Annotated in this window: 15 protein-coding genes and 1 riboswitch; of the genes, 8 read left to right on the plus strand and 7 right to left on the minus strand. The window is 65.2% G+C overall.

The genetic code is table 11. The annotated features are described in order from the left end of the window. Positions 1-14: 14 nt before the first annotated feature. Positions 15-923 (plus strand): GntR family transcriptional regulator, encoded by a 909-nt coding sequence (locus tag RPS27_RS36885; protein WP_246776449.1) that lies wholly within the window; start codon positions 15-17, stop codon positions 921-923. Positions 924-1034: 111 nt separating this feature from the next. Then, positions 1035-2114: an Acg family FMN-binding oxidoreductase gene (locus tag RPS27_RS36890; protein WP_313755021.1), complete on the plus strand. Its 1080-nt coding sequence runs from the start codon at positions 1035-1037 to the stop codon at positions 2112-2114. Here the strand turns inward: RPS27_RS36890 and RPS27_RS36895 are convergent. Both RPS27_RS36895 and RPS27_RS36900 read right to left on the minus strand, forming a co-directional pair. Continuing rightward, positions 2111-2728 (minus strand): hypothetical protein, encoded by a 618-nt coding sequence (locus RPS27_RS36895; RefSeq protein WP_212065460.1) that lies wholly within the window; start codon positions 2726-2728, stop codon positions 2111-2113. The genes RPS27_RS36890 and RPS27_RS36895 overlap by 4 nt on opposite strands. Positions 2729-2804: 76 nt before the next feature. Continuing rightward, entirely contained in the window at positions 2805-3188 is a 384-nt protein-coding gene (locus RPS27_RS36900) for a glyoxalase superfamily protein (protein ID WP_212065461.1), read from the minus strand. Between the two features lie 135 nt (positions 3189-3323). Here RPS27_RS36900 and RPS27_RS36905 point away from each other — a divergent pair, with 135 nt between their 5' ends. Continuing rightward, positions 3324-4097 (plus strand): enoyl-CoA hydratase/isomerase family protein, encoded by a 774-nt coding sequence (locus tag RPS27_RS36905; protein WP_212065462.1) that lies wholly within the window; start codon positions 3324-3326, stop codon positions 4095-4097. Positions 4098-4124: 27 nt separating this feature from the next. Here the strand turns inward: RPS27_RS36905 and RPS27_RS36910 are convergent, their stop codons facing one another. Together RPS27_RS36910 and RPS27_RS36915 are read right to left on the minus strand one after the other, a co-directional pair. Further along, the gene (locus RPS27_RS36910) at positions 4125-4760 is read right to left on the minus strand and encodes a hypothetical protein (RefSeq protein WP_194406760.1); all 636 of its coding nucleotides are present in this window, start codon (positions 4758-4760) and stop codon (positions 4125-4127) included. Between the two features lie 165 nt (positions 4761-4925). Continuing rightward, positions 4926-5789: a DUF1194 domain-containing protein gene (locus RPS27_RS36915; RefSeq protein WP_211418017.1), complete on the minus strand. Its 864-nt coding sequence runs from the start codon at positions 5787-5789 to the stop codon at positions 4926-4928. Positions 5790-6061: 272 nt separating this feature from the next. Next, positions 6062-6152, plus strand: a riboswitch (Fluoride riboswitch). 52 nt (positions 6153-6204) lie between these two features. Here RPS27_RS36915 and RPS27_RS36920 point away from each other — a divergent pair. From RPS27_RS36920 to clpS, 5 genes are read left to right on the plus strand one after another with little or no spacing between them, the layout of a single operon-like run. Beyond that, positions 6205-7461, plus strand: a complete 1257-nt coding sequence (locus tag RPS27_RS36920) for an MFS transporter (protein WP_212065463.1) — start codon at positions 6205-6207, stop codon at positions 7459-7461. Next, positions 7433-7867, plus strand: coding sequence for a fluoride efflux transporter CrcB (crcB, locus tag RPS27_RS36925; protein ID WP_212065464.1), 435 nt, complete (start codon positions 7433-7435; stop codon positions 7865-7867). Before RPS27_RS36920 ends, crcB (RPS27_RS36925) begins: the two co-directional genes overlap by 29 nt. 6 nt (positions 7868-7873) lie before the next feature. Continuing rightward, positions 7874-8299, plus strand: a complete 426-nt coding sequence (gene crcB / locus RPS27_RS36930) for a fluoride efflux transporter CrcB (RefSeq protein ID WP_212065465.1) — start codon at positions 7874-7876, stop codon at positions 8297-8299. 2 nt (positions 8300-8301) lie between these two features. Continuing rightward, a complete protein-coding gene (locus tag RPS27_RS36935; protein WP_211418020.1) occupies positions 8302-8643 on the plus strand; it encodes a DUF190 domain-containing protein in 342 nt (113 codons plus the stop codon). Positions 8644-8686: 43 nt separating this feature from the next. Continuing rightward, a complete protein-coding gene (gene clpS, locus RPS27_RS36940) occupies positions 8687-8992 on the plus strand; it encodes an ATP-dependent Clp protease adapter ClpS (RefSeq protein WP_194406755.1) in 306 nt (101 codons plus the stop codon). A gap of 4 nt (positions 8993-8996) precedes the next feature. Here clpS and RPS27_RS36945 read toward each other — a convergent pair whose 3' ends face one another. The 3 genes from RPS27_RS36945 to RPS27_RS36955 all read right to left on the minus strand — a co-directional run bounded on the left by RPS27_RS36945 (position 8997) and on the right by RPS27_RS36955 (position 12078). Beyond that, positions 8997-10187 (minus strand): adenylate/guanylate cyclase domain-containing protein, encoded by a 1191-nt coding sequence (locus RPS27_RS36945; RefSeq protein ID WP_212065466.1) that lies wholly within the window; start codon positions 10185-10187, stop codon positions 8997-8999. Positions 10188-10266: 79 nt separating this feature from the next. Further along, positions 10267-11355 carry a chorismate synthase gene (gene aroC, locus RPS27_RS36950; protein WP_212065467.1) on the minus strand — a complete coding sequence of 363 codons (1089 nt, stop codon included), beginning with the start codon at positions 11353-11355 and terminating at the stop codon, positions 10267-10269. Between the two features lie 123 nt (positions 11356-11478). Beyond that, complete coding sequence (locus RPS27_RS36955) at positions 11479-12078, minus strand: histidine phosphatase family protein (protein WP_211418024.1); 600 nt, start codon at positions 12076-12078, stop codon at positions 11479-11481. Positions 12079-12082 lie beyond the last annotated feature (4 nt).

Genomic DNA, 12082 nt, shown 5'->3' on the forward strand with positions numbered 1-12082 from the left:
TTGCGTGCATTGCAATGAGCGCATCCGATAGTTCCCGACCGCGCAGCGACAAGAACGGTTCCGAACGCGCCGAGCACCTCGCCGGGCTGATCATGGCGCTCGCCCGGCGCGAAGGCATGAAGGCCGGCGACCGCCTGATCGAGCAAAGGCTTGCGGATGCGCTGGACCTTTCACGCGCGCCGATCCGGCTCGGCCTGAAGGCGCTGGAAGCGGCGGGATTGGCGCGCGGCGAGCCGCATCGCGGCTTCGTGCTGGCGAAGAATCCGACCAGCGGCGCAGCCCAGCCCGCGCTCGCGGCGGTCAGGCGCAACGAGCAGGTGTATGCGACCGTCGCGGGCGACGTGCTCGCGACACGGCTGCCGGTCGATGTCACCGAGGCGGAGCTGATGCGCCGCTATGACGTCACGCGCGCCGAGTTGCAGCGGCTGCTGGACCGGATCGCCGCCGAGGGATGGATCGCACGCCTGCCGGGCTATGGCTGGCGTTTTGCGGAGACGGTCTCCAGTCCCGAAGCGCAAGCGCAGGCCAAGGCGTTTCGCGCGGTGATCGAGCCGGCGGCCATCGCGCAGCCCGGCTTTTCGCTACCGCAGGAGGTGATCGTGCGCCTGCGCGAACGTCAGCAACGCGTGTTCGAAGGCGAGATCGAGAAGATGACGATCGGCGAGATCTTTCAGTCGGGCTGCGAATTCCACGAAGAGATTATCCGCGGAGCCGGCAATCCCTTCTTTCTCGAAGCGCTGAAGCGCGTGAATTCGATCAGACGCCTGTTCGCCTATCGCAGCTTCGCCGACCGTGAGGGTATGCGGCGGCATGTGCGCGAGCATTTGCGCCTGCTCGACGTTCTGGAGACGCGGCGCTACACCGAGGCGGCCGAACTCATGGCCCGGCATCTGCAACGGCCGCTGGTGGCGGGCTTGTCGTGATGCGCAAACCCGGCTTGCGTGGAATTCGCTGTCCGATCTTGATTCCGGTCAATCGTTCCGGAGCCCGCCACTGCTAGACGCATCCTGCGCAACGGCAGGGAGCGGACGCTTGTGGTTGACCGGCGACAGTTCATCGCAACCGCGCTCGGGTTGTCCGCGACTGCGATCAGCGGTCTTCCCGCCGCAGGGGCGGCGACGACCTATGACGCGGCGGTGACGGCATCTCGGGCTCCGCTGCGGGCCGTGCCGCGGGATCGCGAACTCGTGCGCTTTGCCACTCTCGCAGCCAATAGCCACAACACCCAACCGTGGATCTTCTCCGCACGCGGCAACGACATCGCGATCGCGCCGGATTTTTCGCGCCGCTGCCCGGCCGTCGATCCGGACGATCATCACCTGTTCGTCAGTCTCGGCTGCGCAGCCGAAAACCTCATCCTCGCGGCGTCCACGCTGGGCTGGCGCGCCGACCCGGTCATCGACGGCGACCGGATCGTGATCGCGCTCGAGCAAGCGCCGCCCTCCCCATCTGCGTTGGCGGCCGCGATTCCGATCAGGCAATGCACCCGCGCGGCGTTCGACGGCAGGCCCGTCGCGCCCGAGACCTTGCGTCGGCTCGAGGATGCCTGTCGTGAACCTGACGTCACAGCCATCCTGATGACCGAGCGCGCCGCGATCGCCGAGGTCGCCGACTACGTGCTCGAAGGCAATTCGGCGCAAATGCGCGACAAGGCCTTCATGCGCGAGCTCGTGAGCTGGATTCGCTTCAACGAGGCGGAAGCGCTCGCAACCATGGACGGGTTGTTCGCGCCTGCCTCGGGAAATCCCTCCCTGCCGTCATGGCTGGCGCGGCCGCTTCTGAAACTCTTCTTCACCGAAAGCGGGGAAAACAAAAAGTATCGCGAACAGCTCGCCGCCTCGGCGGGCGTCGTCGCGCTCGCTGCAGATCGCAACGACAAGTCGCACTGGATCGCGGTCGGCCGCGCCTGCCAGCGCTTCGGCTTGCAGGCAACCGCGCTGGGACTGAAATATGCCTTCGTCAACCAGCCGGTCGAGGTGGCGGCGCTGAGGTCGCAATTTGCGGCCTCGCTTGGACTGGGCGAACGGCGATGCGATATCGTGATGCGCTTCGGAGCCGGTCCGGACCTGCCGAAATCGCCGCGGCGTCCGCCGGAGCTGGTGATGCGATCCTAACGCCGCAGCCCGCTCAGCGCCGGCGACTCGCCGGGCAGCATGTTCGATCGGATATCGCTGTCCATGCGGCCCGAGTCCTGCTGGATGAAACCGGCGCCGAACGACAGGCTGAGATTGGAGGTCGGCTTGAATTCCACGCCCGCAAACGCGCTGTAGCCGGGTGCCGCGCCCGAGGTTAGCGGCGCAACCGAGCTGCCGATGCCATTGCCATATTTCAAAGTGTCGAAACCAGCGAAGAACGTCACGGGCAAGCCGCCCGCGGTCTTGGTGCTGTAGCCGAACTGCGTACTGTCATAAGAGAGCGCGTTGAAATTTCCGGCAAATCCGGCCTGACTGAGTCCGGTCTGACTGAGCCCGCTCCAATTGAGATTGCCGCGCTGACTGCCGACGAAGAAGCCGTTCGCGAAATTGGTAAGCCCACCGGCGTCGCCGGCATTGAAGCTCGAAAAATTGCCGTAGATATCGGAGCTCTGGCCATCGCTGCCGCCAAAGCCAAAGGGTCCGCCCGGAATGACATACCTCAGCGGTGCAACTTGCGCATCAGCGGACGTTGCGCCGAGGCAGAGCACGGCGACGAGAGCTGCAAGACCGCATGAAGCTGCAAGGCGGGACATTCGGGTAACCTTCGAAAACCTCACAAATCATACCCTCCAGCGAGGAGGAATGCCAGCGAGGCGACGCCGTGTCGTCTCACCCGGGTTCCGGGATACCCATGCCGAATGTGAGCTGATTGCCGTCGGCATCGACCACGTCGAAATCGCGCATGCCGTAGTCGCGGTCCTCCGGCCGGTTGATGGGCTTCGCGCCACGTCCTGTCGCCTCGGCATAGATCCGGTCGACGTCGGTGACGAAAATGCAGAGACCGCCTTGTCCAGGCAGCCGCTTGGTTGCGGCCGCCGCGAGCAGATGCAGAGCGACCTCGTCGCGGCACAGGCAGGCATAGGACGCGGGCTCGCCGTATTCGAAGGTGACCTCGAACCCGAGAACGTCGCGGTAATAGGCGAGGCTCGCCGCGATGTCCGAGACGACGAAGACGGTGGCGGAGCCGGCCATCCTGGGACGTTCCTCGGTCATCTGTCCTCTCCCTCGCGAGCGATCTCCCGCACGCAGCCTAGCATGCGCGCTCGGGTTCTTGCACGGGTCGCGCCGCAACGTAAGCTGGTCCCGAAGCGACTCTCTTGTCGCTGCCGATCCCGCACGGAGAGCCCGGTGACATCTGACAATACCGTCGCGTACCAACGTCTCGGCGACGTCGCTCGCATCACGCTACGCCGCCCGCCCGTCAACGCGCTGAGCCTCGAGATGATCCGCAGCGTCGTCGCAGCCTTCCGCCGCGCGGCGGACGATGACGGCGCGCGCGTCGTCGTGCTGGCGAGCGCAATTGCAAAACGTTTTTCGACGGGCCTCGATCTCGACATCCTGCTCGGCAAGTCCGGCGCCGAGATCCGCGAATTCCTCCAGGCGCTCTATATCGACCTCTACGATGCGCAGTACGGGCTGGGAAAGCCGTCGATCGCCGCGGTCGGTGGCGCGGCGCGCGGCGGCGGCATGACCATGGCGGTGTCCTGCGACGTGGTGCTTGCGGCGGAGAGCGCGACGTTCGGCTATCCCGAGATCGACGTCGGCGTCATTCCCGCGATCCATTATGCGCATCTGCCGCGCATCGTCGGACGTCATCGTGCCTTCGAGCTGCTGTTCACCGGCCGGGTCTTCAGCGCCATGGAAGCGCGCGAGCTCGGCGTGGTGAACCGCGTGGTCGGCGATGCCGAACTCGAGACGGAGGTGCTGAAGCTTGCGGCGCAGTTTTCCGCCAAATCGGCTGCGGTGCTGCGGATGGGCCGCGCCGCCTTCATGCGCCAGATCGATCTCGACTACCGGCGCAGCATCGCGAGCGCCGTGGATGATTTCTGCAATGTCGCAACGACCGACGAGGCGCAGGAGCTTTTGAGAGCGTTCGTGGAGAAGCGGGCACCGAACCGGTGATGGAGAGACCGACGAAGGACGGCGATCTCAGGCGGTCCTGTCCACGGATGACGATGAATCGGCCGGCGGATATTTCGTCACCGGCACCATGAAGGATTTCGTGCCGACCTGATAGATGACCTTGCCGTTCTGCCCGTCATCGGTCGCGATCTGCGTCTGCCCGAACATGATGACGTTCTTGTAGACGTAGCCGGTGCCCTGTCGGGTGACGCCGTCGGTGGTGACGCTGACCTGCGCTTCCTTGCCGTTGACGGCCAGCACCTTGAAGCTCGCGCTCTTGCCGTTGGCGCTGGAATAGCCGCCCCAGCTTCCCATCAGACGGCTGTCGGAAGCCGGCGGGGCCTGCTTCTCGAGATTGGCGGTCTGCTTGCCGGCGCCTCCGAAGGAGAACAGCATCACCATGTTCTTGCCGTCCTTGGTGCCGACCGTGACCCCGCCGAAGGTGATGAGCGTGCCCTGGACCTCGGCAAAGCCGCGCTCGGTGTGGCCGTTGTGGGTGTACTCGACCTGCGCCCGGGCGCCGCGGATGTTCACGACCTTGAAGCCGACGGGCTGGTTGTTGCCGACCCAATTGCCCTTCCAGTCGCCGACCAGAGCACTCTGGTGATACAGCCGCTCGTTGGCGGGCGAAATCTGGTTGGTGCTCGATGAGACGATGGCCATTGGATTGCTCGGAGACGGGCCGGATAAACCCGCTTTCATTCGCTTCGGCAATGTCAGGATGCCGACTGGAAACGAACAGAAACCGGCTGATTAGGGCCCTGCACCGGTTAACGAGCCGTTAAGCTCGGGCATGGGCCGGGCGGGCAAAAGGTCTCAGCCGGCCCTTCAGCGCCCCCAGCGGTCCGACCAGATCTTCTCGCCGATCAGGCAGTTGACGCGCGGCTCCTTGTCGGCGACCCGCATCACCGGACGCTCAGGCGTGCGGCCGGCGACCTCCATCAGCAACTTGGTGCGGATCGCTTCCTTGAATTTGTCTCGGTCCTTGATCGTGATGACGAAGGAGCCAGGGCCGCCGATGACGCAGTCCTCGTAGTAGAAATCGAGATTGTCGATATCCATGGTCGAATAGGACGGCTCCTTGACCATGATCGGCAGGCCGTTGATGACGATGCCCTTCTCGAGCGCGGCATCGCGCGCCACCGTGACCGGGCCGCCATTGTTGTTGGGGCCGTCACCGGAAATGTCGATCACACGGCGCAGGCCCCGATAGGGATCCTCTTCGAACAGCGGCATCGCGAAGGTGATCGCGCCCGAGATCGAGGTGCGCGAGGCGCGCCGGATCGGCGTCTTCATGATCTCGGCGGCGACCGCATCCGCCGTTTCAGGACCATCGACCAGCCGCCAGGGGATGATGATCTTCTGGTCGCTGGAAGCGGCCCACTCGAAATAGGTCACCGCGATCCGTCCATTCGGGCCGAGCTTCAGGGCCTGGAGGAACTCCTTCGACTGGATCGCCTGCGCATAGCCCTCGCGCTGGATCGCGAGCTCGTCCATGTCCATGGAGTAGGACACGTCGACAGCGAGGATCAGCTCGACGTCAACCGTCTGCGCGTCTCTGTCGGCCGCCGAACGCTGCGGCTGACTTTTGGGCGGCTCGAATTTAGGTCCTGGCGCCGCGATGCCCGCGACGTCTCCTCCGGCAAACATGCCGGCCGCCAGCACAGCCCCGATCGAGAACAGCAAGCGCATCGCAGCCTCTCCCGTCGTATGACGCGATGGTGACATGCAATCGCCTTGCCGCAAAGCGCGAAGATCGCTTGCGCTTCACATTCAAGTTAGGAATCTGCGGGTTAGTACGCGCGCTTTGCGCAATGTGCCGCCATGTTGCGCTTGCGCTGCCGGAACAGGCGCGATCATAAGCACTGTCATTCCGGGGCGACTCGAAGAGCCGAATCCCGAATGACGACGCCGGCCGAGACGCGCCCGCCACTTGTTCCAAGCGATTTCCATGCTAGGTTGGCCGCACAGATGGGGATGGAGTCCCCCGACAACCGCCCGGCGGCCTTGACCCGTAATCTTGGACCGTAGTGGGCTGATGACTCCTGCTTGAGGAGGGGCAATCTTTGAGCCTCTGCCTTCGGCGGGAGCATGGACAAACCCGCCGATGGCGGGTTTTTTGTTGTCTGGTGCAAGGCCAGGAGAAGGCGAAGACGTGACGACGACATCGAATGCCGCACGCAGCGGGCTGCCCAGGGGAATCTGGGTGCTCGGCTTCGTCTCGATGCTGATGGACATCTCCTCCGAGATGATCCACGCGCTGCTGCCGGTCTATCTCGTCACCGTGCTCGGCGCTTCGACACTGACCGTCGGCTTCATCGAGGGCATTGCGGAGGCGACCGCCTCGATCACCAAGATCTTCTCCGGCGCGCTGTCGGACTGGCTCGGCCGCCGCAAGCTGCTCGCCGCACTCGGCTATGGCCTCGCCGCATTGACCAAGCCGCTGTTCCCGCTTGCGCCCAGCGTCGGATGGCTGGTGGCGGCGCGGTTCATCGACCGCGTCGGTAAGGGCATTCGCGGCGCGCCGCGCGATGCGCTGATCGCCGATATCGCTCCCGTCGGCCTGCGCGGCGCGAGCTTCGGCCTGCGGCAATCGCTCGACACCATCGGCGCCTTCGTCGGACCGCTGGTAGCGATCGGCCTGATGTGGTGGACGGCAGATAGTTTTTCCATCGTGTTCTGGGTCGCGGTGCTGCCGGCCTTCCTGTCCTTCGGCTTGATCGCGTTCGCGGTGAGCGAGCCGGAGCCGGACCCAAGCCGGGAGCCTGCAAAAAATCCGCTCAACCTCGCCGCGATGCGGCAGCTCGGAGCGGTCTACTGGCGTGTCGTGGCCGTCGGAATCGTCTTCACGCTGGCGCGCTTCAGCGAGGCCTTCCTGATCCTGCGCGCACAGAACATCGGGTTGAATGCGATGTGGGTGCCGGCGGTGCTGGTGCTGATGAACATCGTCTACGCCCTGTCGGCCTATCCGGCCGGCGTGCTCTCGGACCGCATCAACCGGACCGGCCTGCTCGCGCTCGGCCTCGTCTTCCTCGCCGGGGCCGATCTGGCGCTTGCGCTGCTGCCTAATCTGGCAGGCCTCGCGCTCGGTGTCGTGCTGTGGGGACTGCATATGGGGCTGACGCAGGGCCTGCTCTCGGCCCTCGTCGCCGATGCCGCACCGCCCAACCTGCGCGGCACCGCGTTCGGCTATTTCAATCTGTTCACCGGCCTTGCCCTGCTGGCCGCGAGCGTGATCGCGGGCGCGCTGTGGGACGTCTATGGTCCGGCGGGAACGTTCCTTGCGGGACTCGGCTTCGCGCTGGTCGCGCTCATCGGGCTGCTCGCCGTCGGCAATGGTCTGGCGGCGGAAGGAAAATCATGACGGGGGGCTGTTCATCGTGCTGAGCGGAGCAATCGCGATCGTGATCGGTAGCGCCCTGGGGGGCTGCGCACGCTATTTCGTCTCCGGTGCGATCGCGCGGCGGCTGGGCGAGACGTTTCCGTGGGGCACCATGACCATCAACGTCACCGGCGCCTTCCTGATCGGCATTTTCGGCGCGCTGGCGACCCATCCTGGCTCGGTGTTCGCCACGCCCGATCCGTGGCTGTTCGCGGTGACAGGATTTCTCGGCTGCTACACCACGGTGTCCTCGTTCAGCCTGCAGACGCTGACGCTCGCGCGAAGCGGCGAGCCGATGCACGCGCTCGGCAATGTCGTATTCTCCGTCGGACTGTGCCTTGCCGCCGTCACTTGCGGCTTCCTCCTTGCGGATCGCCTGGGAGGCTAGCGGCTGATGAACTCCCCTTCCGCCGAGCGCTGGCGCACTGCGATGCTCTATGCCTGGGTTGCCGCCGGCAGCATCGTCGGCGGCCTGACGCGTTATCTTGTCGGGCTTGCACTCGATACGGGACCGGGCTTTCCCTTCGCGACGCTGTTCATCAACGCGACGGGCTCGCTGATCATCGGCTTCTACGCGGCGCTGACCGGCCCGGACGGCCGGATGCTGGCGCGGCCGGAGCACCGGCAGTTCGTCATGACCGGGTTCTGCGGCGGCTACACCACCTTTTCGACTTTCAGCCTGGAGACCTTCCGCCTGCTCCACGGCGGCATGAAATACACGGCGCTCGCCTACATCGCCGCTTCCGTGATCTGCTGGCTGGTGTCGGTGTGGATCGGCCATATCATGGCGAGCCGCTACAACCGCTTGACAAGGAGCTGACCATGCAAATTCCCAATCAGGCAGTTTCGCTCCGGATTTTCATCGGCGAGAGCGATCATTATGGCGGCAAGCCGCTCTATGAAGCGATCGTGATGACGGCGCGCGAGCGGCACCTTGCCGGCGCCACCGTGCTGCGCGGGCCCATGGGCTTCGGCAAATCGAGCCGGCTGCACACCTCGAAGATCCTGCGGCTTTCGGAAGATTTGCCGCTGCTGATCGAGATCGTCGACAGCGAGGACAACATCAACGCATTCCTGCCCATCCTGGATGGCATGATGTCGAGCGGGCTGATCACCTTGGAGAAGGTGCAGGTCCTGCAATATGGTGAGAAGGCTGCGAGCTGATCATCGCGGCTGGGAACCGAGCCCGCCGATTCCAGGAGGCGGAATGAACGACACCGTTACCAAGCCGAAAACCAGGACGAAGACCAAGGTCGAGCGGCCGAAGCTGCACAAGGTCATCCTGATCAACGATGACTACACGCCGCGCGAATTCGTCACCATGGTGCTGAAGGCCGAATTCCGCATGACGGAGGATCAGGCTTTTAAGGTCATGATCACCGCCCACAAGCTGGGGGCCTGCGTCGTCGCCGTATTCACCAAGGACGTCGCCGAGACCAAGGCGACCCGCGCCACCGACGCCGGCCGCGCCAAGGGCTATCCGCTGCTGTTCACGACCGAGCCGGAGGAATAGCGGCTCAATCGACCAGCGCCGGCGTCTCTTCCGCCAGCCCATACACGCGCTGCGCCTTGGAGAACCCGGCAATCGGAAATTCGCCGAGCTGGTGCCAGTCGTGCCGGCAGACATTGGCAAAACCTTCCGAGGCGACGACGGTCCGCCCCAGCCGACCCGTGATCTTCTCCAGCCTCGCAGCAAGGTTCACCGCGGGGCCGATGCAGGTGAAGTCGAGGCGGTTGCCGCCGCCGATATTGCCGTAGAGGATGTTGCCGACATGCAGCGCGACACCGAAGCGGAAGCGCTCGACGGCGTCGCCGACCGGAAAGGCCAGCGCCTCGACGCTGGCGCGGGATTCGCGCGCCGCTTCCAGCACGCGCGCGCAGACATGGGCGGCGTCGCCGACATATTCGTCGATCGGAAACACCGCGAGCAGGCCGTCGCCCATGAATTTCAGCACCTCGCCGCCATGGCCGCGGATCGCGGTGACCTGGCAATCGAAATAGTGGTTGAGGATCTCGACGACGGTCTCGGCGGGCAGCCGGTCCGAGAGCGCGGTGAAGCCGCGCAGGTCCGAGAGCCAGATCGCGGCCTGCATGGTGTCGTTGTGGCCGCGCCGGATCTGGCCGCCGAGGATACGCGCACCGGCGCGATTGCCGACATAGGTGTCGAGCAGCATCTCGGCGGTGCGGCGCAGGCTGATGATCTCGCTGACGCGCGCGAGCGGTGCAATGATGGAGCGGATCGCCGCAATGTTGCCGTCGCTGAAGCCGCCGGGCTGCCGCGTCATCCAGCTTGTCGCGTTGTCGGAGCCGTCGAGGAACGGCAGCGGCACCGCGATATAATCGGTCACGCCTTCGGCGCGCATGTCGTTGATGATGGGAAATCGCTGGCTGGCGGGATCGTCGACACGCCCTCTGACCTCCAGCCCCTGCTCGAATACGATCCGAAGCGGACTCTGGGCGAACGCCGGCGAGTCCAGCACATCGAATTCGACAGTGCCGATTTCGACCTCTCCGCCCTGCCGCCAGATGAAGTTGCGGCCGAATATTTCGGGATGGAGCGTGCGGATGAAAATGCCGAACCGCCACAGCGGCAGACCGGCTGCGACCAGACGTTCGCAGAAATCCGCGATCATGGCGACTGGCTCTACCGTCGACCAGGCGCCGTCGATCAGCCAGTTAGAGACGCGCTGGAGCTCGGAGCTTTGCATGCCCGCATTTGCTGACGAAGTTGCGGGATCGTCAAGCTGCGCGGTGGGCTAGTACCGCGGCACGACGCCCTACTCGGCGCTAGCGCCCCACCTGCCCGCGGTCGCGCAGAAAGTGGTCGGCCAGCACGCACGCCATCATGGCCTCGCCGACGGGAACGGCGCGGATGCCGACGCAGGGGTCATGGCGGCCCTTCGTGAAGATTTCGGTGTCTGCGCCCTGGCGATCGACAGTCCGGCGGGGCTGCAGGATCGAGGAGGTCGGCTTCACCGCGAAACGCACCACCACCGGCTGCCCCGTGGAGATCCCGCCCAGCACGCCGCCGGCATGGTTGGACAGGAAGCGCGTACCGTCATTGCCGGTGCGCATCTCGTCGGCATTCTCCTCGCCGGTTAGCTCGGCCGCGCCAAAGCCGGCGCCGATCTCGACGCCTTTCACCGCGTTGATCGTCATCATCGCACCCGCCAGATCGGAATCGAGCTTGGCGTAGATTGGCGCGCCAAGTCCGGCCGGCACGCCTTCGGCGACGATTTCAATCACCGCGCCGATCGAGGAGCCGCTCTTGCGGATGCCGTCGAGATAGGTCTCGAAAAACGCGGCCTTGTCCTTGTCCGGGCAGAAGAACGGATTCCTTGCGATCTCGTCCCAGTCCCACTTGGCGCGGTCGATCTTGTGCGGGCCCATCTGCACCAGAGCGCCCCGCACGCGGACGTCGGGCAGCACTTTTCGCGCGATCGCACCGGCCGCGACGCGCGTCGCGGTCTCGCGCGCGGACGAGCGGCCGCCGCCGCGATAATCGCGCAGACCGTATTTGGCTTCATAGGTGAAGTCGGCGTGCCCGGGGCGAAACTTGTCCTTGATCTCGGAATAGTCCTTCGAGCGCTGGTCGGTGTTCTCGATCAGGAGCCCGATCGGCGTGCCCGTCGTCACCTGCTCGCCGGTCTCCGGATGCGCCATCACGCCGGAGAGGATTTTGACCTGGTCCGGCTCCTGGCGCTGGGTGGTGAAGCGCGATTGGCCGGGCCGGCGGCGATCGAGGTCGCCCTGGATGTCGGCCTCGGTGAGCGGGATCATGGGCGGACAGCCGTCGACCACGCAGCCGATGGCCACCCCATGGCTTTCGCCGAAGGTGGTGACGCGGAACATGTGGCCGGAGGTGTTGAAGGACATCGCTGCTCGGTGGTTCGTAAGTCAGTTCTGACTTGTGGTAGCGCCGCGGATCACGGCGTTCAACCCCGTTCCCGTCATTCCGGGATGGTCCGAAGGACCAGTTCCGGAATGACGATGGGTGGCCTAACTGAACTTTTCCAGCCGTCCCTCGCGGAACACGTAGACGGCGCCCTGCTGGATATAGAGCTCGGCGGCGCTGGCCGGTGTCTCCAGGCCAAGCGACACCATCAGGGCCCGGCAGGTGCCGCCATGGGCGACCGCGACGGTGTCGGCCTGCAGCTGATCGTACCAGGCGCGCACGCGGATTTGGACGTCGGCATAGGTCTCCCCGCCCGCCGGACCCACCGTCCATTTGTCGGCGAGGCGCCTTGCGTAAATGTCGGGATCTTTCGCCTCGCTCTCGGCCAGCGTCAGCCCTTCCCAGCCGCCGTAGCCGATCTCGCGCAGCCGATCATCGAGCGCATAGTCGGCAACCGGCAGTTCGAGCTTGCCGCGCGCGAGCTCCATGGTCTGGCGCGCACGGCCGAGCGGGCTCGACACGTAAGGCAGCGCCGCCTTATCGCGCCCCTCGCGCTTGAACAAATCGGCGAGGATGCTGCCGGCCTGGATGGCTTGATCGCGCCCGCGCGCGTTCAGCGGGATGTCCTTGGTGCCCTGAAGCCTGCCGAGCGCATTCCACTCGGTCTCGCCGTGGCGAAGATAGTAGATCGTGGGCACGGCCATTCCG

Origin of the sequence: Bradyrhizobium sp. WYCCWR 12699, from assembly GCF_032144035.1 — a bacterium.
In the GTDB taxonomy this organism is placed as follows: Bacteria; Pseudomonadota; Alphaproteobacteria; order Rhizobiales; family Xanthobacteraceae; genus Bradyrhizobium.